Below are 23,209 nucleotides of genomic sequence, written 5' to 3'. Positions count from 1 at the left end.
TCCTGCTAAGCAATCAAATTATCAATTTCCTCCGCTGATAAACGTTTGAGTGCCTCTAGTGATTTAGTCAATTCGTCCTGCGCGTGGTCACTTTCGCCATTTTTTTCCTGCAGCGTGGCGCAGAAGTCCGCCAGCAGCGGTTGCTCGAAGACATCCTTGAGGCTGACCTCGTGCTGCAACTGTTCGCGCACCCGCACGAGCATCTGCACCGCCAGCAGCGAATGGCCGCCGAGCTCGAAAAAGTTGTCGTTGCGCCCGACCTGCTCGACCTGCAACAGATCGGCCCAGATCGCTGCCAGTTGCTGCTCCAGCTCGCCTTGCGGAGCGCTGTAGGTAGCCTGCAACTGGCTGGCGTCCGGCGCAGGCAGCGCTTTGCGGTCCAGCTTGCCGTTGGCGGTCAGCGGCATGCTGTCGAGGACGATGAAATGGGTAGGCACCATGTAATCCGGCAGGTGCGCCCGGAGTTGGCTTTTCAGCGCTTCACGCAGGGTTGTCTGATCCTGATCAGGCTCAGTAGGCACCAGGTACGCTGCTAATTGCCCGTCGAGCGCCAGCACGCTGACTTCGCGCACAGCCGGGTGCGCCTGCAGCCGCGCTTCGATTTCACCCAGTTCGATGCGGAAGCCACGAATCTTCACTTGGTGGTCGATGCGCCCGGCGTATTCGATAGTTCCAGCAGCGCGATAACGCGCGAGGTCGCCGGTGCGGTACAGGCGGCCACCCTCGCTGGAAAACGGATCCGGCACGAAGCGCTCGGCAGTCAACGCGGCGCGGTTGTGGTAACCCCGCGCCAGACCGGCATGGCCGATGTGCAGCTCGCCGCTGCAACCTTGGGCGACCGGGTTGAAATCGGCGTCCAGCACGTACCACGACAGGTCCGGAATCGCCTCGCCAATCGGGCTGGCCGGGTTCTGCGTGTCGGCCTCGGCTATTGGTCTGTAGGTGACATGCACGGTGGTTTCGGTAATGCCGTACATGTTGACCAGTTGTGGCGTCTGATCGCCGAAGCGTTCGAACCAAGGCTTCAGGCTGGCGACGTCCAGCGCTTCGCCGCCGAAAATGACTTTCTGCAGCGATAGCGGCACCGATGAATCACAGGCCACACGCATCAGTTGCTTGAACGCCGACGGCGTCTGGTTGAGCACCGTGACCTGTTGTTCGATCAGCAACGCATGGAATTCTTCCGGCGAGCGGCTCACTTCGCGGGGCACGATGACCAGTCGGCCGCCATGCAGCAGCGCGCCGAAAATCTCCCATACCGAAAAGTCGAAAGCGAAGGAATGGAACAGCGTCCACACATCCTTTTCGCCGAATTCGAACCACTCATCCGTCGCGGCGAACAGGCGCATCAGGTTGTGATGGGCGAGCAAGGTGCCTTTCGGTTTGCCAGTCGAGCCCGAGGTGTAGATCACGTAGGCCAGGTTGTCCGGCGCGGTTTTATTGATGGGATTTTCCGTGCTGTAACCGTCCAGTGCATCAGCCAGATCGAGCGTCTGCACTTGGGCTGGGATAGGCAGTTTTTCTAGCAACGGCGCCTGAGTCAGCAACAGTTCGATACCGCTGTCGTGCATCAGAAAGCTCAGGCGATCCTGCGGATAATCCGGGTCCAGCGGCACGTAAGCGCCGCCGGCCTTGAGGATGGCCAGCAGACCGACAATCATTTCCACACCGCGCTCGGCAGCCAGCCCGACGCGCACATCCGGGCCGACGCCCTGCTCGCGCAGTTTGTGCGCCATCTGGTTGGCGCGCTGGTTGAGCTGCCGGTAACTCAGTTGCTGATCGCCAAAACTCAGGGCGATGGCCTGCGGGTTACGCTCGACCTGGGCTTCGATGCGTTGATGCGCGCAGTGCTCGCTCGGGTAGCGCTGCACGCTTTGTGTCCAGGCGGTCGGCAATGCCAGTTCGCTGAGTCGCGTGGTTGCCGATGCGCAAAGGCTCTGCAGCAGGTGATCGAAATGCGCCGCCAGTTGCAGAATGCCTTCAGCGCTGAAGTGCTGGCGGTCGTAACTGAAACGCACCGACAGCACCTCATTGGCCTCGACCACCAGGGTCAGCGGGTAATGCGCCTGCTCCTGATTGCGCAGGTCGCTGAAGGCCAGACCGTCCGGCGCACGCTGCAGGGCTTCGGACACCGGGTAGTTTTCGAACACCAGAATGTTGTCGAACAACGCCTCGCCACTGTTGCGCGCCCAGCGCTGGATGTCATACAGCGGCGTGTGCTCATGCTCGCGCAGCGCAAGGTTCTTCGCCTGCACTTGCTGCACCCAGTCGGCCACCGTCTGCTCGGCTCGCGGGCTGGCGATGACCGGCAAGGTGTTGATGAACAGCCCCAGTTGTTCTTCGACACCCGGCAACTCGGCCGGACGCCCGGCCACGGTCGCGCCAAAGGTCACACTGGACTGGCCGGTGTAGCGTTGCAGCAACAACAGCCAGGCCGATTGCAGCAGCGTATTGAGGGTGACGCGCTGCTCGCGGGCAAACGCGTTCAGGCGTCGGGTGCCATCGGCATCGATCAACTGGATGTAATCGCCGTAGCCCCCTCCCTGCGCCGAAGACTTGAACGCTTGCAGCAAACGGGTCGGCTCGTCCAGTTCCGCCAGCTGCGCAGTCCAGAAACGCTCGCTGAGGGCGGCGTCCTGATGCTGCAGCCACTGAATGTAATCACGATAGCGGCCTGCCTGTTTCGCTGGCATCTGGCCGCTGTAGCGTTGCAGCACTTCACCGAGCAGGCGCGAGCTGCTCCAGCCATCCATGAGGATGTGGTGGCTGGTATACACCAGATGCCACGCGTCGGCGGCGGTACGCAACACGGCCAGGCGCAACAATGGCCCTTGCGCCAGATCAAAACCCTGCTGACGGTCGGCCTGCGCCCAGTCGTCCAGCCAGCTTTCCGGCTGGCCGCGCGCATCCAGTTCGACAAAGGGCAACGTCACCTGGCGCTGCACCACTTGCAGCGACTGTTCGCGCTGACTGACAAAACAGCTGCGCAGCACGTCGTGATGGTCTACCGCGGCCTGCCATGCGCTGCGGAAACGCGGCACATCCAGCCCACGGATGTTCACCCGCAACTGATTGATGTAGTTGCCCGCGCCTTCATCGAACAGCGAATGAAACAGCATGCCCTGCTGCATCGGCGACAGCGGGTAGATATCGTCGATCTGGCCCGCCGCAATCGGCAGACCGTCAAGCTGCGCCTGGGTGAGGCGCGCCAGCTGGAAGTCCGACGGCGTGACGCCTTGATGCCCGGCCGTGCAATGTTCGATCAGGGTGGTCAGCGCCTGCTCGTAGCGACGCGCCAGGGTGTCGATGGTCGAGGCGTGATACACCTCGCGGCTGAAGCTCCAGTCCAGTTGCAACTGGCCGTCGAACACCTGACCGTTGAGGCTCAGCCAGTTGCCCAGCGGCCCGTCCTCGCACAGCGCAGTGCCTGCACTGTCGGCACTCGGTACGAACAGCGCGCCTTGATGTTCGTTGAAGCTGCCGTCGAACTGGCCCAGGTAATTGAACGTGACCCGCGCCTGCGGCAAGGCGGCCAGTTGCTGCGCGAAAGACGCCTCGCCCATATAGCGCAACACGCCGTAACCAATGCCCTTGTCGGGCACCGCACGCACTTGCTCCTTGATGCCAGCCAGGCTTGCACCCGGCGCGATCTGCGGCGTGAGGCGCACTGGAAACAGGCTACTGAACCAGCCGACGGTGCGGCTCAGATCAGTCTCGTCGAACAGGTCTTCACGGCCATGCCCTTCCAGCTGGATCAGCACCGAGGGCTGCTGGCTCCATTCGCAGAGGACCTGGGCCAGCGCCGTCAGCAGCAGGTCGTTGACGTGCGTGCGGTACGCGGCAGGCGCGACTTTCAGCAGCTTGTGGGTCAGGTCCCTGCTCAGCCATGACGACGCATGGGCCGCATCGCGATTGCGCATCGTGCCTTCGGGCTTGTCGCGAGGCAGCGGCTGGTCCGCGCCCTGCAAGGCCTGCAGCCAGTAATCGCGCTCGGCCTTCAGCGTCTGGCCGGTCGCGTATTGTTGCAATTGCTCGGCCCAACGCTGGAGCGACGTGGTTTTTGCCGCGAGTGCTACCGGCTGGCCTTGCGCCAGGGCGAGGTACGCCTGTTGCAGGTCTTCCAGCAACACCCGCCATGACACGCCGTCCACCAGCAGATGATGAATCACCAGCAGCAGGCGCTGTTCGCCTTGCGGCAGGTGGATCAGCACGGCACGCAATAGCAGTCCGTTTTTCAGGTCCAGGCTGCGTTGCGCCTCATCGGCCAGCTCAGGCAAGCGCTCGATGCTGTCCAGCTCATGGGCCCAGAGCAGCTCGCGAGTGTTCAGCGCGCCGAAGGTGGCCTGCCATTGGCCGTTCTGCCGGGTGAAACCCAGACGCAGTGCGTCGTGCTGTTCGACCAACGCAGTCAATGCCGACTGAAGATGAGCGGCCTCCAGCGTTTGCAACGGCTTGAGCATCAGCGCCTGATTCCAGTGCTGACGCTCGGGGATGTCCAGTTCGAAGAAACGTGCCTGAATCGGCAGCAACGGCAACGAACCGCTGATCTGCTCTGCCACAGCGACGGGCTTTTTCTGAATCAGTTTTGCCACCGAAGCCAGTTGGCCGATGGTCTGTTTTTCGAATAATTGCTTGGGGCTGAGCTTGATGCCCTGGCGCTTGGCGCGGGCGATGATCTGCAGGCTGAGGATCGAATCGCCGCCCAGTTCGAAGAAGTTGTCGGTGCTGCCGACCTGTTCCAGTTTCAGCACGTCCGCCCACACGGCGGCGAGCTTTTCCTCGACCTCGCCGACCGGCGCGGTATAGCGCTGTTTGACCACGCCGGGCCTGGGCAAGGCGCGCTTGTCGAGCTTGCCGTTGGCGGTCAGCGGCAGACTGTCCAGCAGCATGATCTGCGCGGGCACCATGTAGTCCGGCAAGCGCGCAGTCAGTTGCTCGCGCAGGCTGTCGATACTCAGGTCCGCCCCGCCTGCCGCCACGCAATAGGCCACCAGTTGCAGGCGGGTCTGATCGTCATCGATGGGCAACGCCAGTACGCTGACCTGCGCCACCGAAGCCAGGCCCAGCAACACCCGCGCGACCTCTGCCGGCTCGACACGATAACCGCGCACTTTGACCTGATCGTCGGCCCGGCCGATGAATTCCAGCAGGCCCTGATGATTGCGGCGCATGCGATCACCGCTGCGGTAGGCGCGCGTGCCGTCCTGCGCGAACGGGTCCGGTACGAAGCGCTCGGCGGTCAGCGCAGGCTGGCCGATATAGCCCAGCGCCACGCTGTCACCGCCGATGTACAGCTCGCCGGCGACCTGAGTGCCGACCGGGTTCAGCACGTCATCCAGCACGTAGGCGCTGGCCCCTGGCAACGGCGTGCCGACCGGCACGCTGCGCAGAGGGTCGCCAGAGTGTGCAGTGCTCTGTGGGAAACATGGGAGCTGTGGGAGCGAGCTGGGCGACGCTTCGCTTGCTCGCGAAGAGGTTTGTACATTCTTGCGAGATGGGAAAGCCGGACTATCGCTTTCGCGAGCAAGCTCGCTCCCACAGGGATTCGAGTCCGCTTTCAATTTTTGATCAAGGCATGATGAAGCTGGCACCTCATAAGTCAGCACACCAACAGTGGTTTCGCTCGGCCCGTAGTGGTTGATCACCCGGCAACCCGGCTTGAGCTGACGCAACTGCTCGACCAGCGCCGGCGAGCAGGCTTCGCCGCCGACGATCAGTGCATGTTGCGGCAATACGTCGGCTGGCTGGCCGGCCTGCAACAGCGCGGCCAGATGACCGGGGACGATTTTCAGCACGCCCACCTGATGCTCGGTCATGTAGGCCGCAAAGGCATCCGGGTCGAAACCCAACGCCTCGGTCAGCACGTGCAGCGTGCGCCCCGAACACAGCGCGCCGAACAGCACGGTATGGCCGAGGTCGGCGGCGATGGTCGAGACCAGCGCCATGCTTGCCTCTGGCGCCAGATGCAGTTGTTCCAGCAAGCCGCGCAGGTAACTGGCCAGCGCACCCTGGCTGACCAGTACGCCCTTGGGCTGCCCGGTCGAGCCGGAGGTATGAATCACGTAGGCGGCCGAATCGGCTGAAGGCCGGGTGTCAGGGCGACTGACAGGCAGGTCCTGCCACAGCGCAGGCGTCCAGGTCAGGCCCTGACAACCGGCAACACCCAATGACGTCTGCCGCACATCACCCTCAGCACACAGCAGCACCCTCGCCTGCGCATTGATCAGCATCTGTTGCAGTCGCGCATCGGGGGCTTTGACGTCCAGCGGCATGTACACGCCGCCGGCCTTGAAAATTGCCAGCACGGCGGTCAGCCAGTCTAGCGAACGCTCCATCAATACTGCGACCGGCTGGCCCTCGCTGATGCCCATGCGGATCAGGTGATGGGCCAACTGATTGGCGGCCTGCTCCAGTTGCAGCGTGGTCAACGTGCGCTCCAGGCAGCGGGCTGCCTGGGCATTAGGTCGCCGTTCGACCTGCTGGTCCCACAGTTGCAGCATGTGCGGCGCGGGTTCGCGAGCTTCGCGCCTCGGCTCGATCGCCAGTGCTCCCAGGCTGAACAGCGGTGCCTGCGGGGCGTCGAGCAGGGTTTCGAACAGTGCGAGCAGTTCCGGGATGAAACCTTCGACGGTGGTGCGTCGATACAGGTCGCTGGCGTAGGCCATGTCGCCGTGGATCAGTGTGCCGTCATCCGTGATGTCCAGCGCCAGATCGAAATGCGCACCCTGTTTGTCGAAGGCATATTCGCTGACTTCCAGCCCGGCCAGTCTGAGCGCGGTTTTCTGCTTGAGGACCACGTTCTGGTTGAACTTGGCCTGGAACAGCGGGTTGTGGCCCAGGCTGCGCTCGGGCGCCAGTTGATCGACCAGTTGCTCGAAGGGCACGTCCTGATGCGCCTGCGCACCGAACGAGGTGTCGCGAATCTGCGCCAGCAGGTCAAGGTAGCTCAGGCGTTCGTCCACCTGGCAGCGCAAGACCTGAGTATTGATGAAGAAGCCGATCAACCCTTCGGTTTCCGCGCGACCGCGGTTGGCATTCGGCACGCCGATGCGGATATCACGCTGCCCTGCCTTGCGCGACAGAAACAACGAAAAGCCAGCCAGCACCAGCATGAACAGGGTCATGCCCTGCGTGCGCGCAAAGGCGTTGAGCCGCCGCGACAGGTCAACACCGAAATCGAAGCGCAGGTGCTCGCCCTGATAGCTCTGCGTGGCCGGACGCGGGAAATCCGGTGCGGCGTCCAGCAACGGTTGCTCTTCGCCCAACTGGTTACGCCAGTAGTCCAGCTGACGTGCGCCCTCGCCTGCCTCCAGCCAGCTGCGCTGCCAGATCGCATAGTCGGCGTATTGCAGCGGCAGTTCCGGCAGTGCGGGCTCGCGACCTTCGCAGTACGCCTGATAGCAGTGCACGAACTCCTGAATCATCACGTCCATCGACCAGCCGTCGGAGACGATGTGGTGCATGCTCACGATCAGCACATGCTCATCGCCCGCCAGGCGGAACAGGTGCGCGCGCAGCAGCGGCCCGGTGCGCAGATCAAACGGCTGGCCGGTGACTGTGGCCACTTGCAGCGCCAGCTCGGCATCGCGCAGTTCGACATCGGCCAGACCGGCCAAATCAATGCTTTCCAATGCGACCGTCTGGTCGTGCAGCAGCACCTGCTGCGCCTGATCGCCATCGGTGTGAAACACCGTGCGCAGCACCTCGTGGCGTTCGATCAGATGATCGAATGCGCGGCGCAACGCCGACTCGTTCAACGTGCCGCGCAGACGCAGGCCGGTGGTCATCTTGTACGCGTCGCTCGACGGATCGAGCTGCCAGAGGAACAGCAGGCGTTGCTGAGCGAAGGACAGCGGAATGGCGCTGACATCATGCCGACTGACCGGCACCGGCAACAGGTTGAAATCCTTGCCTTCCTGGCGCAACCGGGCGAGGAACTGCTGGCGTTGCTCCAGCGACAGGCCGACAAAACGTTTCGCGATGCGTGCAGCAGTGGTCCCGGTCATGCGCCGAATTCCTCCAGTGAATCCATGAACTGGTCCATGTCGCTCCAGTCGTTGTCCGTGCTGTTGTCGGTCAGCGCTGCCACTTCGACGGCGAGCTCACTGAGCAGCGGTTTTTCAAACAGGGTGCGCAGCGGCAGGCTGATGCCCAGTTGCGTCTTGATCCGGGCGATGACTTGCGCGGCGAGCAGCGAATGCCCGCCCAGTTCGAAGAAGTGATCGTCCAGGCCCACCTGGGGTGCGTGCAGGACGTCCTGCCAGATGGCCGCCAGGCAGATTTCCACCTCGCTGCGCGGCGCCCGATAACGCGCCTGCAACTGGCTTGCGTCGGGGGTCGGCAATGCCTTGCGGTCCAGCTTGCCGCTGGGCGTCAGGGGCAGCTCTGGCAACAGCAGCATGTGCGTCGGCACCATGTAATCCGGCAGGCTGGCTTGCAACTGGCTGCGGATGCTCTGGCGCAGGGCCAACTGTTCGGCCTCTGTGGAGGCGGCAACGTCCGGCACCGCGTAGGCGACCAGCTGCGTGCTGCCCGCCAGTTCGACGGCCAGCACCACGGCCTCGCGCACGCCCGTGCATTGCTGCAGGCGCGATTCGATCTCGCCCAGTTCAAGGCGGAAACCGCGAATTTTCACTTGATGATCGACCCGGCCGATGTACTCGACAGCGCCATCGGCACGCAGTCGGGCGCGGTCGCCGCTGCGATACAGGCGCTCACCGCTGCCAAACGGATCGGCGACGAAACGTTCGGCACTCAGACCCGGCTGGGCGTGATAACCCCGCGCCAGGCCAGGACCACCGATGTACAACTCGCCCACCGCACCTTGCGGCAGCAGGTTCATTTGATCGTCGAGAACGTACAGGCGTCGTCCTGCCAGCGCATGGCCAATCGGCACGCCGCGCCAGGACACCTGCTGTGGGGTCAGCGTGCTGCAATCATGGATGCTCGACACCACGGTGGCTTCGGTCGGGCCATAGGTATTGAGCAGGCGTACATGCCCGAGCCCGGCCTTGTGCCACAGGCGCAGCCCCTCGACGGCCATGGCTTCGCCGCCAACATGCACCTGGCGTAGCGCGCCGTAATGCACGGGCGGGCTGGCGGCGAAGTCCTGAACCAGCGTCAGCCAATAGGCCGCGGGCAAGTCGGCGAGGGTCACGCCGTGCTCGACGATGGCCTGATGGAAGGTGGCGCTGTCCCACAGGCGTTCGTCACGCAGCACAACGGCCGCACCGCGACACAACGGTGGGTAGAACTGCTCGACGAAGCCGTCGAAGCTGTGGGTGGCGAATTGCAGGACCCGGTCGCCTTCGTGCAGGTCACTGTAGTCAGCACCCAGGGTGACGAATTCGGCCAGCGCCGCATGACTGATCGCCACGCCTTTGGGCCGCCCGGTCGAACCCGAGGTGTAGATCACGTAGGCCAGACTGGCCGGATCGATCGGGCCGTCGAGGTTTTGCACGCTGGCGGTTTCGCTGTGCATCCGATCGATGCACAGGCATTGCATGTCAGCCCGTTCGGGCAGCCTGGTCAGCTGATCGCTGTGGGTCAGCAGCAGTTTCACGCCACTGTCCTCGACTACATGACGCAAGCGTTCGCTCGGCGCGTTCAGGTCCAGTGGCACATAGGCGCCGCCCGCCTTGAGCACGGCGAGCAGCGCCACGGGCATGTCCAGCGAACGCCCCAGCGCCACGCCGACCAGCACGTCCGCACCGACACCCTGCTCGCGCAGCTGCCAGGCCAGACGGTTACTGCGCTGGTTCAGTTCGGTGTAGCTCAGGCTCGGCGATTGACCTTCACGGGCGAGGATCAGTGCCGGGGCCTGCGGCGTGCGCTGTACTTGTGCCTCGAACTGGCGATGCGCAGGAGTTGTGGTGTCGGCTTTGGTGGCATTGTCGACATTCAGCAGTTGCGTGCGCTCGTCGGCCGAGAGCATCGACAGCTCGGCGATGGTCTGCAGCGGGTCGGCACACACCGACGCCAACAGGTTGCGCCAGTGCCCGGCCAGACGAGCGATGGTCGACTCGTCAAAAATGTCAGTGGCGTAAGTGAAGGCGGCGTGCAGTTGCTCGCCTTCACCGCTGGTGGCCAGCATCAGGTCGCTGGCGGCAGCGTGCGAGCGTTGCGCCAATGCCTGTTGCCCGGCAGGCAGATTGGCCACGCGCAGGCCGCCGCTCAACTGTTTGTCGAGCAGGTCGGCCACCACCGGCTGGTGATTGAACATCACCTGAAATAAAGGGTTATGGCTCTGGCTGCGCTCCGGCTGCAGGGCGTCGATGATCGCATCGAATGGCAACTCCTGATGCGCCTGGGCACCGGTCGAGGCGTCGCGCACGATGTTCAACAGATCGACGAAGCGGGTCTGCGCCGTCACTTCACTGCGCAGTACCTGAGTATTGATGAAGCAGCCGATCAGCCCTTCGGTTTCGCTGCGGGTGCGGTTGGCGATCAGGCCGCCGACACGAATATCGGTCTGCCCGCTGTAGCGATGCAGCAGGCTTTTGAAGGCCGCCAGCAGCACCACGAACAGGGTGACGCCCTGGCGTTGCGCGAGGCTTTTCAGGTGGCGCAGCAGCTCGGGCTCCAGTGCCAGCTCCAGGCGCGCGCCGTCGTGGCTGGGCAAGGCCGGATACGGACGGTCGGTGGGTAGCTCCAACAGCGGATGCTCTTCGCCCAGGTGGCTGCGCCAGTAGTCCAGCTGACGCTCCTGCTCACCGGCTTCCAGCCAGCTGCGTTGCCAGACCGCATAATCGCGGTACTGCACGAGCAGCGGCTGAAAAGGCAGCGGTTTGCCGGCCAGCAGCGCGTCGTAGCCGCGCAGCCATTCGTCGATCAGCACGTTCATCGACCAGCCATCGGTGATCATGTGGTGCAGGTTGAGCAGCAGCAGGTGCTCCTGTTCGGCCAGACGCAGCACCTGCACGGTGAACAGCGGCCCACGCTGCAGATCGAAGGTTTGTGCGCCCTGTTCGGCCATGGCCTGCCGCGCACTGGTCCAGCGCTGTTCGGGCGGCAAGGCGCTCAGATCGGTCAGGCGGATGCTCACTGGCGCTGGCGGCGCAACACGCTGAAACGCCCGGTCGCCCTCCTGGCCGAAAGTGGTGCGCAGGCTTTCATGTCGCTCGACCAGCGCACTGAAGGCCCGTTCCAGCAGCGGCAGCTCCAGCGGACCGTTCAGGCACACCGACATCGGCAGGTTGTAGGCCGCGCTGTGCGGGTCCAGTTGCCAGAGAAACCACATGCGTTGCTGGGCATAGGACAGGCCATCACGCTCGGCCAGGCCGGCACAGGAAGGGATCGGGAACAGCGAGAAATCCATGTTCTCCTTGCGCATGCCGTCGAGGAACAGGCGGCGTTTTTCAAGGGGTAACTCGACAAAACGGCGGGCGAGTTTCTGGGCGTGTTCGGGGTTCATGGGTCGATCCTTGCTGAGTGGGGCTGACCGTCGGGCGGGGTCGTATCAACAAGAACGAATTGGCGAGGAAATATTTAGAAAGGTTTCTCGGGGGGTGAGGCTCTGCATTGCACTGCGCACTCAAGAGAGGACGCAGAGCGTCCAGAACTGCATGCCTACGCGGAGCGCAGGCACGATAATCAGAGCAGGACACTTATAGTTCCACTCGCTCAAAGTGGACCACCTGCTAGTGGAAGCGAGCTTGCTCGCGAAGAGGCCAGTGCGCCCTCTGTGGCTCTCATCCCTAAGCTCCGTGAGCTGACCCCAAAAAGTTGGACGGTTGACTATCGTTCCCATGCTCCGCGTGGGAATGCAGTTCGTGACGCTCTGCGTCACACGGCTGTTCTGTGATGTCAGGTGGATTGGGGTTCGACTCAGGTCACCTGTTCGCCCCTCGGCGACCTACTTTGATGGGGCCAAAGTAGGCAACCCCCCTCGCTCCTGTTTCCGGCCCGACTTCGTCGGGTTCCTTCGCCCTGTCACTGATCCGAATGCCCCTGTGCCATGGCGACCACCACTTTGCGTTTGCCGGTGAACGGTGCGCGGGAGTGGGCGGTGAGCATGTTGTCGAGCATCAGGACGTCGTTTTCCAGCCATGGGAAGCTGACGGTGCACTCGTCGAGCACGCCGCGGATTTCGTCCAGCAGGGTTTCTTCGAGGGGCGAGCCGTCGCCGTAGTAGACGTTGCGCGGCAGGTCTTCTTCGTCCACTACGTCGAGCAGGGTTTCGCGCACTTCCGGTTGCAGGTTGGAGATGTGGAACAGGTGCGCCTGGTTGAACCAGACGCTGTCGTGGGTCACCGGGTGGCGCGATACTGCCTGGCAAATCTGCCGGGTGCGCAGTTCGCCGTCGTCTTTCCATTCGCATTCGATGTTGTGCGCCCGGCAGTAGGCTTCGACCACGGACTCATCTTCGGTGTTGAACACCTGACTCCATTCCACATCGAGCCCGTTGCCGTAGTTACGCACGTACATCAGTTTCTTTTCGACAAAGCGTTCGCGAATGCGCGCCGGGATGCGTCGGTAGATTTCGCGGCTGTCGGCGATTGGTGTTTCGCCACCCGTCTGCGCCGCGATCATGCTGTAAAACCAGATCTTCATCGGCCATTCCAGCGTGTACGCTTGCTCGTTGTGCAGCGGGATGCTCTGGTGTGCCGGGTACTCGGTCGAGGTGTACACACCTTTGGTGACGTTGCTGCGCGGCGTAGAACCGAATTCGTAGTTGAGCAGCGGATCGCCGAAACCGGCGGCGAACTCGCGAAACGCTTCTGCACCGCCCACTTCGAAACCGCGAAACAGAATCCCGCCGGCGCTGTACAGGTGCCCGGCGACCAGCGGCTTGAGTTCGCCCAGCGCTTCCATCAAGTCCAGACCGGGCTCGGGTGCCTGCACCAGCATCGGCAAGCTGCCCGCCCCTGCCAGCAATGGCCGGATATCCAAACTCAACGCATGACTCATGATGTCTCTCCCTTGATGGCAAAAGCGCCCGAGCCCCTGCGGCCTGGCGCAACACCAATGTCCAGATTGAACGTACTGCGTCGCTGAAAAATTAACCGTACCGCCCTATTCATGCGGCATGCGGAGGTGTTCGGCCGTCCTGAAACAATTTTTTGCATTTAAACGCAAAAAATTCCTATAGGAATTCAGTTCTCATTCGTCTTTGACTTAATGTGACGCTTTTATATCGCCCGCGCGTACAGACAGAGGGGACCGCCCTGCGGCCGCTCCACATCGTGAATCGAGATTGTTTATCCATGTCGAAGAAGTCCCGTTCAAAAATCTGGTTTCTCGTCCACAGCTGGCTGGCCCTGCCGATCTGGTTCTTCGTGCTGATCGTCTGTGTAACCGGCACGCTGGCCGTGGTCAGCAAGGAAATCATGTGGCTGGCCAACCCGGAGATGCGTGACAACCGCCCTTCCGATGATGCCCGGCGCCTGAACTTCGAACAGATTCGCGCCACCATCGAACGCAACCAACCGGACCTGATCGTCGGCACCATCATGCAGCCGGACGGCGACTACTTCGCCTTGAGCGTGTTCATCACCTACCCCGACGGGCGTTCGGTGCCGGCTTACGTCAACCCTTACACCGGGGTGATTCAGGGCATTACCCCGTCGTTCGACTTCCGCCGCTTCACCCGCGCGCTGCACGGCTGGTGGCTGGTGCCGTTTACCAACGGTTATTCGTGGGGCTGGTATCTGGTGTCGATTCTCGGCCTGCCGTTGCTGGCCTCACTGGTGACCGGGCTGGTGGTCTACAAGAAATTCTGGCGCGGCTTTTTCAAGCCCGTGCGTTTCAGCCAAGGCCCGCGGATTTTCTGGGGCGACCTGCATCGCCTCAGCGGCGTCTGGTCGATCTGGTTCATTGCGGTGATTTCCATTACCGGCACGTGGTTTCTGATCCAGGCGATTCTGGGCGACAACCAGATCAGTATTTCCAGCAAATCCCAGGTCGCGTCGATCATCCCGCACAGCGCCGTACCACTGACTGCCGACGGCAGGCCAGCGCCGACCATCAGCCTGGAGCGCGCCGTGGAAATCGCCAGGGAGCGGATTCCGGGCCTGGAAGCCAGTTTCATCACGCCGCCGTTCAATGCCTACAGCAACCTGCAGGTGGGTGGGCGCAGCTGGTATCCATTGATGTTCCAGACTGCCGAAATCAACCCGTACAGCGGCGAGATTGCCGCCTCGCACTTGCTGTCGGACCGCAACAAACTGGAGTTCGTCACCGAGTCCATGCGCCCGCTGCACACCGGTGATTTCGGCGGCATCTGGATCAAGCTGATCTGGGCGTTCTTCGGCCTGCTGCTGAGCATGATGGTGCTCAGCGGCCTGTTGATCTGGAGCAAGCGTACTGCACTGGCGACGCTCAACGCCCTCAAGCGTGAAACCCGAGCCCGTCCGGCAACGGCCGCCGCACCCCCACGAAACACCACGCCCTCGCCGCTGGCGACCCGCACCCCGGAGAACAGCCTGTGAGCAAGGCCGCCACTGTTGCACAACCTGCATCGTCATTGAGTCGTTTCTGGCACAAATGGCGCTTCCATATCAACGTGCTGCTGGTGCTGATCCCGCTGGGTTTCATGCCCAAGTACTTTTCCGATAACGCGCTGGATCGCGGTGATCAGGGCCTTGGCCAGCGCGAGATCGGCGAGATTCAGGTCGGCCCGTGGAGCCTGCGCCTGGCAGAAGACCGCAACGAAGCGCCGCGCCTTTCCGGTCCTTCGGGCTACATGAAAAGTTTCAACGCCGCGCTGTGCAACGCCTGCATCGACCGGGTCAAGGCCACTTACCTGCGCATCGGCAAACCGCGCAGCCTGCGCACCGCCGGGGTGATTTTCTTCGGTGGTGGCTACCGCATGAGCGCCTTCATGCAGATTGCGCAAAACACCGATCCCGACGCCGAGCTGTGGATCACCATGGAAGGCTGGGACGGCGCCGTGCATCAGACCTCCATCCCCCTGCAACAGGCTTCGCCCAGCACCGTGGCGTGGCTGAAAAAACAAGGAGCCCAACCATGAGTGCCCGCCCTTCCCTGCGCTGGCTGACGGCCAGTGCCCTGTGCCTGCTTGGCCTGAGCAGCAACGCCCTGGCGCATAACCCGATGTGCGAATGCAAACAGATCGACACCGAGCAGATCCGCTGCACCGGCGGTTTTTCCGACGGCAGTGGTGCACCGGGTGTGACCCTGGACGTGATCGGCTACGACGAAACCATTCTGGTGCCCGGCAAGCTCGGCGAAGACTCGACCGTGACCTTCAAACGCCCCGCCTCCGAGTTCTACGTGCTGTTCGACGCCGGCCCCGGTCACGTGGTGGAAATCGATCAGGCGGATATCCAGGCCCCATGAGCGCACCGACCCGACATATCGTCCGTCCGGCAGGCGCCGGGCATGAAACCCTGTACGTCCTGTTGCTGTGCCTGCTGATCCTTGGCAGCGCTGCCGGCGTGATCAGCCTGCACCGTGATACTCAGGAAACGCACAGCGTCTCCAGCCATCAACTGGACGCACGACGCGACCTGAGCGCTGCGGAACAAGGCATTTACGCCGACCTGCGCGTGACCCTCGATGAAATCCGCCTGCTGGCCACCGAGCAGCAGACACCGATCACCCCAGAGCAACTGGCCGATGAAGGCTTTGCGCCGTTCGCCAGGGATGCCAGTTCGGCAAGCCGTGGCGATCACGCCTGGCAGATGATCGAGCAGTCCTATCTGGGGCTGAGCCGGACGCCGAGCGTGGCCGGTTCGTTTCTGATGCGTGTCGATTCCGGCGAGCAGCCGGACATCTGGATCAACCGCAACGCCTCGCCGGCGGCGGTCAGCGACCTCGGTGACCAGGCCCTGATCGATTCAGGCTGGAAACAGGTCGTCGCGCAATTCGATGCTGGCGTGACCCGTCAGCACCCGCACTGAAACTCCGCATTCCTTTGAAAGAAGACCGCTTGCCCATGCCTATTTCACTCAAACGCCGTCCCTTGCTGCGCGTCCTGCTGACGGGGCTGATGGTCGCCCTGCTGGCGCCGTCCAGCTTCGCCGCCGAACCGGCCAAACGCCTGCGCATCGGCATTACCCTGCACCCTTACTACAGCTACGTGAGCAATATCGTCGGCGACAAGGCCGACGTCGTGCCGCTGATCCCGGCGGGCTTCAACCCGCATGCCTATGAGCCGCGCGCCGAGGACATCAAGCGCATCGGTTCGCTGGATGTGATCGTGCTCAACGGCGTCGGCCATGACGACTTTGCCGACCGCATGATCGCCACCAGTGAAACGCCGAACATCAAGACCATCGAGGCCAACGCCGATGTGCCGTTGCTGGCGGCCACCGGGGTGGCGGCGCGAGGTGCCGGCAAAGTGGTCAACCCGCACACCTTCCTGTCGATCAGTGCGTCCATTGCGCAGGTCAACAATATCGCCCGCGAGCTGGGCAAGCTGGACCCGGACAATGCCAAAACCTACACCGCCAACGCCCGCGCCTACGGCAAGCGCCTGCGCCAGATGCGCGCCGACGCGCTCGCCAAACTGACCAAGGCACCCAATGCCGACCTGCGCGTGGCCACGGTGCATGCCGCCTACGACTACCTGCTGCGCGAATTCGGCCTGGAAGTCACCGCCGTGGTTGAACCGGCGCATGGCATCGAGCCCAGCCCGAGTCAGTTGAAAAAAACCATCGACCAACTGCGTGAGCTGGATGTGAAAGTGATCTTCTCGGAGATGGACTTCCCGTCCACCTACGTCGAGACCATTCAGCGTGAATCCGGAGTTCGGCTGTACCCGCTGTCGCACATTTCCTATGGCGAGTACACCGCCGACAAGTACGAAAAGGAAATGGCCGGCAACCTCGACACGGTGGTACGGGCCATTCAGGAGTCGGGCGCATGACGGCTGCACAGCACCTCGACATCATTAGCCAGGGGCCGGGCATCGAATTCAGTCAGGTCAGCCTGACCCTCGGGCGCACCACGATTCTCGATCAGGTTCACTTCAATGTGCGCGCCGGCAGCGTACACGCACTGGTCGGACCGAACGGCGGTGGCAAAAGCTCGCTGATCAAGACCCTGCTCGGGCAGACACCGCATCAAGGCCAGTTGAGCCTGCTGTGGCCTGCCGCTCCGGGGCTGATCGGCTATGTTCCGCAGGCGCTGGAGTTCGACCGTGGCCTGCCGATGACCGTGGACGATTTCATGGCGGCCATGTGTCAGCGACGCCCGGCGTTTCTGGGTGTGTCGAAGCACTACGCGGCAGCGATTGGAGAAGCGCTGGAGCGGGTCGGCATGCAGGACAAGCGCAAACGGCGCATGGGCGCGCTGTCCGGTGGCGAGCGGCAGCGCGTGCTGCTGGCGCAGGGGCTGATTCCTGCGCCGCAATTGCTGGTGCTGGATGAGCCGATGTCGGCGCTGGATGAGGCGGGTATTCAGGTGTTTGAGCGGTTGTTGGGTGACTGGCGCCGAAGCGGGGTCACGGTCCTGTGGATCGAGCATGATCTGGATGCCGTCAGGCGTCTGGCCGATCAGGTCACGGGGCTCAACCGACGCATCCTGTTCGATGAGCCGGCCGCCACCGCGCTGACCCCGGAACGGCTGCTGACCCTGTTTTCCGCGCACCCGCGCACGATGGATAGCAGCGCCGGGAGGATCGTGTAATGGATTACGAAACCTTTCGCCTGTTCATTCAGGGCCTCGCCTCGTCCGGTTACCTGCCCGAGGCGCTGGCCTACGGTTTCGTGGTCAACGCCCTGCTCGCCGGGCTGTTGATCGGCCCGGTGCTGGGCGGTCTGGGCACGCTGGTGGTGGTCAAGCGCTTTGCGTTTTTCTCCGAAGCCGTGGGCCATGCGGCACTGACCGGGGTGGCGATCGGCATTCTGCTCGGCGAACCCTACACCGGCCCCTATGGTGCCCTGTTCGGCTATTGCCTGCTGTTCGGCATCGTCCTCAATTACCTGCGCAACCGCACCGGGCTGGCACCTGACACGCTGATCGGCGTGTTCCTGTCGGTATCTCTGGCACTGGGCGCGAGCCTGCTGCTGGTGCTGGCCGGCAAGATCAACGTGCACATTCTGGAAAACGTGCTGTTCGGCTCGGTGCTGACCGTCAACGGTAACGACCTGCTGGTGCTGCTGATCGTCGGTTCGCTGGTCATGGGCCTGAGCCTGCCGCTGTACAACCGCATCATGCTGGCCAGCTTCAATCCGCAGCTGGCTGCGGTGCGCGGCGTGGCGGTAAAGACGCTGGATTACCTGTTCGTGATTCTGGTGACGCTGATCACGGTCGCGGCGGTGAAAGTCATCGGCGCGATCCTGGTCGGTGCGTTGCTGGTGATTCCAGCGGCGGCGGCACGCTTGTTGAGTCAGTCGCTCAAGGGCTTTTTCTGGATTTCAGTGGCCATTGCGACCATCAGCACCCTGTGCGGCATCCTGCTGCCCATCGTCTTCGACCTGCCGGTGCCGTCCGGCGCGGCAATCATTCTGGTGGCGGGCATTGCTTTCGCCCTGGCCGCCATCGCTCGCGGCACGCTGCCGAGCCTGAAAGGGAATATTGGATAAATGCCCACGTTACGTACCTTGAGTCTGGCGCTGCTCATCACCGGCCTGTTCAGCAACAGCCTGCAGGCGGCCGACAGCAAAACCGATAAACCGCAACCGGTGCGAGTGCTGGCCAGCCTGCCGATCACTTATGGCCTGGGCGAAATACTGCTCAAAGACAGCGGTGTGGTGCTGGAGCGCGCTGCCGCGGCCAACCTGCCGGGCTCGCGTCAGACCGCGTATTTCACCGGGCGTGGTGCCGATGCCTTGCGCGGGCTGGCGAACAACGCCGATGCGGTGATCGGCTTACGCTCGATCTGGGCCGATGACCCGCTCTACCCCAATGCACGGCGCAGCAATATTCGTATCGTCGAGATCGATGCCGCACGTCCGGTGGACGGCAGTCTGCCGGGCATCGCCGTACAGCCGGGTCAGGGCACTGACGGATTGAACAGTCAGCCGTGGCTGGCGAGCAATAACATGGGGCGTATGGCGGATGTGCTGGCAGCGGACCTGGTGCGCCTGGCACCGGCCGCCAAACCGAAAATCGAGGCCAATCTGGCGGCGTTCAAACAGCAGCTACTCAAGCTCAGCGCCAGCAGCGAAGCCGCGCTGGCCGGTGCCGATAATTTGAGCGTGGTGAGTTTGTCGGATCGCTTCGGCTATTTGATCAGCGGGCTGAATCTGGAACTGATCGACACTCAGGCGCTGACGGACGAGCAATGGACGCCAGAAGCCTTGAGCAAACTGAGCGCGACCCTGAAGGATAACGACGTGGCCTTGGTGCTCGATCACCGCCAGCCACCCGCGCCGGTCAAGGCCGCCATCGAGGCGGCTGGCAGCAAGCTGTTGGTGCTGGGGATTGACGGCGCTGACCCGCTGGCGGAGTTACAGGGTGATATTCAGGGGATTATCGGGGTGCTGGCTGGCAAGGAGTGAGATTATCGTTCCCTACGCTCCAGCGTGGAAATTGCAGTTCGCGATGCTCTGCGTCGCAAAGAGGACGCGGAGCGTCCGGAACGGCATGACGACGCAGAGCGTCGCACGATAGTTGAGTTGCCCGACGCAGGGCTTCGGCACGAAGTTGAGATTATCGTTCCGCACGCTCCAGCGTGGGAATGCAGTTCTCGACGCTCTGCGTCGCAAAGAGGACGCGGAGCGTCCAGAACGGCATGACGACGCTCTGCGTCGCACGATAGTTGAGTTGCCCGACGCAGCGCTTCAGCACGGAGTTGAGATTATCGTTCCTCACGCTCCAGCGTGGAAATGCAGTTCGCGATGCTCTGCGTCGCAAGAGGACGCGGAGCGTCCGGAACGGCATGACGACGCGGAGCGTCGCACGATAATCGGATTGTCCGTGCAGACCGACGCAGGGCTTCGGCACGAAGTTGAGATTATCGTTCCTCACGCTCTGGTGTGACCCCCGAAGGTTGGACAATTATCCACCTACGCTGCCTTGGCGGCCTGCATTCTGTATTCCACAGGACTCAGGCCGTTAAGCTTCAGTTTTATGCGTGAGTGATTGTAATACTCAATGTACTCTTCGATACCCGCTTGAAGCTCATCCAGATCGTTAAATTTGTTCAGGTAGAAAAATTCGGATTTCAGCGTGCTAAAAAAGCTCTCAATAGCCGCGTTGTCGTAGCAGTTACCCTTGCGCGACATGCTGGCTGCGATCGAATTCTCATTGAGCAGTCGCTGGTAAATAGGCATCCGATATTGCCAGCCCTGGTCGGAATGCAAAATCGGCTTTTCATGCGGTCCAAGCCGCTTAAATGCTCCTTCAAGCATTTCGTCGACCATGGAGTACAGCGGGCGCCTGGCAATCGCATAGGAAATGATTTCGCCGCTGTACAGATCCATGATCGGCGACAGATAAAGTTTCTGGCCTCCTACTTTGAATTCGGTCACGTCGGTGGCCCATTTCTGGTTAGGGTATTGCGCTTTGAAATCACGCTTTAGCAGGTTAGGCGCGGCCTTGCCTGTTTCGCCTTTGTAGGAACGGTATTTCTTCACGCGTATCAGGCTCTTCAGGCCTAGCTGCCCCATTAGTTTCTGCACCGTCTTGTGGTTCACAAGATGGCCCGCCCTGCGCAACGCTGCCGTGATGCGACGATAGCCATACCGGCCCTTGTGCTCGTAGAAAGTTGCCTGAATCAGGTCTTTCAGCCCGGCGTATTTGTCATCTGCCAGCAGTACCTTTTGTTGATAGTAAAAAGTGCTGCGTGCCAGACCGGCAAACTTCAGCAGGCCGTCCAGAGAATGTAAAGGCCTCAGTTCCATCACGATTTGCGCTTTTTCTGCTGCGCTATTCGTTGCTTCTTCTGAACCAAGGCATCGAGCTTTTTTAGATAATCGACCTCCATCCGCAGTTGCTTCACCTCGGCAAGCAACTCGTCACGCGAGCGCGATTCATCGTTGATCGGAGCGGAGTTCACAGGGGGAAGGGGCGTCGTCATCTTTCTTGGGCGTCCAACTTTCTTAGGGGGCTTTGAGGATGCGTTAAGAGCACCTTCGTCAAAAAGGCGCTGCCATAGATTGATGATGCCGAACTGACGGATATCGAACAAGGCCGCTGTCTGGCGCAGTGATAATCGCTCATCATGCATGCGCTTCAAAACAGCTAGCTTGAATTCGTCACTGTAACGCTGCCGCCTTTTCTCTTTAAGAGCGGCTGGGCCGTGGATCTGATAAGCCGCGACCCACTGACGAAGGCAGGAAAAGTCCACATCGTGGCGACGCGCAACATCCCTCAAACCTGCCTTGCCGGCACAATACTCTTTCACGGCTGCGAGTTTTGCCTGCTCTGTATATTTACCCATGACGCCTCCAAAGGTTGCATCCAACCTTCGGGGGTCACACCACTCCAGCGTGGGAATGCAGTTCTCGACGCTCTGCGTCGCAAAGAGGACGCGGAGCGTCCGGAACGGCATGACGACGCAGAGCGTCGCACGATAATCGGATTGTCCGTGCAGACCGACGCGGAGCGTCGCACGATAATCGAAGTATCCGTGCAGACCGTCAATCAGGCCGTCTGCGCTTCCATTTTCTGGCGCAGGCTCAGGGGGCGCATGTCGGTCCAGACTTCTTCGATGTAGGCCAGGCATTCTTTCTTGAAGCCGCTTTTGCCCACCGTGCGCCAGCCGTTGGGGATCGCCTTGTAGTCGGGCCAGATGGAATACTGTTCTTCGTGGTTGACTACAACTTGAAAGACGATGTCTTCCCGATCGAATACTGAAGTCATTGCTGCTCTCCATGTGTGTTCAGGGCTGCCGCGCCAATTCATGGCAGCTATAGGGATTGAACGTATCACTACGTCGAAAAATTAAACCTGGGCGACAGCGGCGTTCAGCGCACGGCCGAAGATCTCTGCCACTTCGTCGATCTGTTCGGCAGTGATGATCAGCGGTGGCAGAAAACGTACCACGCTGGCATGTCGACCGCCCAGTTCCAGAATCAGCCCGCGCTTGAGGCATTCACGCTGGATCAGCGGGGCCAGACGCGCAAATACCGGCGGATGACCCTGTGCATCGCGCGCACCGGACGGGTCGACCAGCTCGACACCGAGCATCAGCCCGCGCCCGCGAATATCGCCCAACTGCGGGAAGTCACGTTGCAAGGCACGCAAATGCCCGGACAGACGCGCGCCCATGGCTGTCGCGTGTTCGCAAATAGAGTGTTCCTGAAGATAGCGCATTACGGCAGAACCGGTAGCCATGGCCATCTGATTGCCGCGAAACGTCCCGGCGTGTGCGCCCGGCAGCCAGGTGTCCAGCCAGGAACGATAGACCACCACCGCCAGTGGCAAGCTGCCGCCAATGGCTTTGGACATGACCACCACGTCCGGGATGATCCCGGCATGCTCGAAGGCAAACATCTTGCCGGTGCGTGCGAAACCGCTCTGGATTTCATCGACGATCAGCGCCACGCCGGCCTTTTCGGTGATGCGTCGCACGCCGCGCAGCCAGTCCAGATCAGCGGGGATCACTCCACCCTCGCCCTGCACCACTTCAAGAATGACCGCTGCGGGCAATTGCACGCCGGCTTCCGGGTCATTGAGCAGGTTTTCCAGATAATGCAGGTTGGCGCGCACGCCCTGTTCGCCGCCAAGCCCGAACGGGCAGCGGTAATCATAGGGGTACGGCAGAAACTGCACGCCGGTGCCGAGCAACGCACCCAGCGGCTTTTTCGGCCCCAGGCTGCCCATCAGGCTCAATGCGCCCTGGCTCATGCCGTGATAACCGCCCTGAAATGACAGGACCGTGCTGCGCCCGGTAGCGGTGCGTACCAGCTTCAACGCGGCTTCCACTGCATCGGTGCCGGTCGGGCCGCAAAACTGAATCTTCGCGTCATCGGCCAGCGCTGGCGGCAGCAGGCCGAACAGGTCCTGAACGAACTGGTCCTTGACCGGCGTGGTGAGGTCCAGCGTGTGCAGCGGCAACTCGTCGGCGATCACTTGCTGGATCGCTTCGATAATCACCGCATGGTTATGCCCCAACGCCAGGGTGCCCGCGCCTGCCAGGCAATCGATGAAGCGCCGCCCTTCGACGTCCTCGACGTGAATCCCCTTGGCGCGTTTGAGCGCCAGCGGTATGCGCCGCGGGTAGCTGCGTGCGTTGGACTCCTGGCGACTCTGTCGGGCCAGCAGTGGCGATTCGTCGAACTGGTAGAGCATCTCAGCCGCAGCCGGGGCAACCCGTGTCGGCTGATCATCGATAAACCTGGTAGCGACTGACATC

The 23,209-nt window shown here is 62.0% G+C and carries 14 protein-coding genes; 8 read left to right on the top strand and 6 right to left on the bottom strand.

The features are described from left to right. Positions 1-5 precede the first annotated feature (5 nt). From AC54XV_RS10095 to AC54XV_RS10085, 3 genes are all read right to left on the bottom strand, one after another. Complete coding sequence (locus AC54XV_RS10095) at positions 6-8,006, bottom strand: non-ribosomal peptide synthetase (RefSeq protein ID WP_060409638.1); 8,001 nt, start codon at positions 8,004-8,006, stop codon at positions 6-8. Continuing rightward, positions 8,003-11,413 carry a non-ribosomal peptide synthetase gene (locus AC54XV_RS10090; RefSeq protein WP_104653002.1) on the bottom strand — a complete coding sequence of 1,137 codons (3,411 nt, stop codon included), beginning with the start codon at positions 11,411-11,413 and terminating at the stop codon, positions 8,003-8,005. Before AC54XV_RS10090 ends, AC54XV_RS10095 begins: the two co-directional genes overlap by 4 nt. Positions 11,414-11,931: 518 nt before the next feature. Beyond that, complete coding sequence (locus tag AC54XV_RS10085) at positions 11,932-12,909, bottom strand: TauD/TfdA family dioxygenase (protein ID WP_011267343.1); 978 nt, start codon at positions 12,907-12,909, stop codon at positions 11,932-11,934. A gap of 296 nt (positions 12,910-13,205) precedes the next feature. On the opposite strand from AC54XV_RS10085, the gene AC54XV_RS10080 reads away from it, so the two are divergent. From AC54XV_RS10080 to AC54XV_RS10045, 8 genes are read left to right on the top strand one after another with little or no spacing between them, the layout of a single operon-like run. Then, positions 13,206-14,429 (top strand): PepSY-associated TM helix domain-containing protein, encoded by a 1,224-nt coding sequence (locus tag AC54XV_RS10080; protein ID WP_060409640.1) that lies wholly within the window; start codon positions 13,206-13,208, stop codon positions 14,427-14,429. Continuing rightward, a complete protein-coding gene (locus AC54XV_RS10075; RefSeq protein WP_003406929.1) occupies positions 14,426-14,971 on the top strand; it encodes a PA2404 family protein in 546 nt (181 codons plus the stop codon). Before AC54XV_RS10080 ends, AC54XV_RS10075 begins: the two co-directional genes overlap by 4 nt. Next, the gene (locus AC54XV_RS10070) at positions 14,968-15,300 is read left to right on the top strand and encodes a hypothetical protein (protein WP_003406932.1); all 333 of its coding nucleotides are present in this window, start codon (positions 14,968-14,970) and stop codon (positions 15,298-15,300) included. The genes AC54XV_RS10075 and AC54XV_RS10070 overlap by 4 nt, the downstream gene beginning before the upstream one ends. Beyond that, positions 15,297-15,863: a DUF6162 family protein gene (locus AC54XV_RS10065; RefSeq protein ID WP_054092877.1), complete on the top strand. Its 567-nt coding sequence runs from the start codon at positions 15,297-15,299 to the stop codon at positions 15,861-15,863. Before AC54XV_RS10070 ends, AC54XV_RS10065 begins: the two co-directional genes overlap by 4 nt. Positions 15,864-15,898: 35 nt before the next feature. Next, positions 15,899-16,831 (top strand): metal ABC transporter substrate-binding protein, encoded by a 933-nt coding sequence (locus tag AC54XV_RS10060; RefSeq protein ID WP_054092878.1) that lies wholly within the window; start codon positions 15,899-15,901, stop codon positions 16,829-16,831. Beyond that, positions 16,828-17,592, top strand: coding sequence for a metal ABC transporter ATP-binding protein (locus AC54XV_RS10055; RefSeq protein ID WP_024650816.1), 765 nt, complete (start codon positions 16,828-16,830; stop codon positions 17,590-17,592). The genes AC54XV_RS10060 and AC54XV_RS10055 overlap by 4 nt, the downstream gene beginning before the upstream one ends. Next, entirely contained in the window at positions 17,592-18,491 is a 900-nt protein-coding gene (locus tag AC54XV_RS10050; protein WP_003406943.1) for a metal ABC transporter permease, read from the top strand. Before AC54XV_RS10055 ends, AC54XV_RS10050 begins: the two co-directional genes overlap by 1 nt. Then, entirely contained in the window at positions 18,492-19,409 is a 918-nt protein-coding gene (locus AC54XV_RS10045; RefSeq protein WP_060409641.1) for a metal ABC transporter substrate-binding protein, read from the top strand. A 507-nt stretch (positions 19,410-19,916) separates the two neighbouring features. Here the strand turns inward: AC54XV_RS10045 and AC54XV_RS10040 are convergent. The 3 genes from AC54XV_RS10040 to AC54XV_RS10030 form a co-directional block, all read right to left on the bottom strand. Then, positions 19,917-21,292, bottom strand: a protein-coding gene (locus AC54XV_RS10040; RefSeq protein ID WP_099081513.1) for an IS3-like element ISPsy9 family transposase whose coding sequence is annotated in 2 segments (ribosomal slippage) — positions 19,917-20,821 and positions 20,821-21,292 — 1,377 coding nt in all. Because the reading frame shifts where the segments join, the coding sequence is not laid out codon by codon here. A 203-nt stretch (positions 21,293-21,495) separates the two neighbouring features. Further along, positions 21,496-21,714, bottom strand: a complete 219-nt coding sequence (locus AC54XV_RS10035; protein WP_003304661.1) for an MbtH family protein — start codon at positions 21,712-21,714, stop codon at positions 21,496-21,498. Between the two features lie 81 nt (positions 21,715-21,795). After that, entirely contained in the window at positions 21,796-23,208 is a 1,413-nt protein-coding gene (locus tag AC54XV_RS10030; RefSeq protein ID WP_060409642.1) for an aspartate aminotransferase family protein, read from the bottom strand. Position 23,209: the final 1 nt, after the last annotated feature.

It is taken from the genome of Pseudomonas fragariae (ex Marin et al. 2024) (genome assembly GCF_059621105.1).
Note: the sequence above shows the minus strand (reverse complement) of the source record. Positions and strands in the feature narration are given on the sequence as shown.

Excerpts from the sequence above, each read along its gene's own strand:
- AC54XV_RS10035 (WP_003304661.1), bottom strand. The coding sequence starts at position 21,714 with ATGACTTCAGTATTCGATCGGGAAGACATCGTCTTTCAAGTTGTAGTC.
- AC54XV_RS10060 (WP_054092878.1), top strand. The coding sequence starts at position 15,899 with ATGCCTATTTCACTCAAACGCCGTCCCTTGCTGCGCGTCCTGCTGACG.
- AC54XV_RS10095 (WP_060409638.1), bottom strand. The coding sequence starts at position 8,006 with ATGACCGGGACCACTGCTGCACGCATCGCGAAACGTTTTGTCGGCCTG.
- AC54XV_RS10055 (WP_024650816.1), top strand. The coding sequence starts at position 16,828 with ATGACGGCTGCACAGCACCTCGACATCATTAGCCAGGGGCCGGGCATC.
- AC54XV_RS10065 (WP_054092877.1), top strand. The coding sequence starts at position 15,297 with ATGAGCGCACCGACCCGACATATCGTCCGTCCGGCAGGCGCCGGGCAT.
- AC54XV_RS10070 (WP_003406932.1), top strand. The coding sequence starts at position 14,968 with ATGAGTGCCCGCCCTTCCCTGCGCTGGCTGACGGCCAGTGCCCTGTGC.
- AC54XV_RS10045 (WP_060409641.1), top strand. The coding sequence starts at position 18,492 with ATGCCCACGTTACGTACCTTGAGTCTGGCGCTGCTCATCACCGGCCTG.
- AC54XV_RS10090 (WP_104653002.1), bottom strand. The coding sequence starts at position 11,413 with ATGAACCCCGAACACGCCCAGAAACTCGCCCGCCGTTTTGTCGAGTTA.
- AC54XV_RS10030 (WP_060409642.1), bottom strand. The coding sequence starts at position 23,208 with ATGTCAGTCGCTACCAGGTTTATCGATGATCAGCCGACACGGGTTGCC.
- AC54XV_RS10080 (WP_060409640.1), top strand. The coding sequence starts at position 13,206 with ATGTCGAAGAAGTCCCGTTCAAAAATCTGGTTTCTCGTCCACAGCTGG.
- AC54XV_RS10085 (WP_011267343.1), bottom strand. The coding sequence starts at position 12,909 with ATGAGTCATGCGTTGAGTTTGGATATCCGGCCATTGCTGGCAGGGGCG.
- AC54XV_RS10050 (WP_003406943.1), top strand. The coding sequence starts at position 17,592 with ATGGATTACGAAACCTTTCGCCTGTTCATTCAGGGCCTCGCCTCGTCC.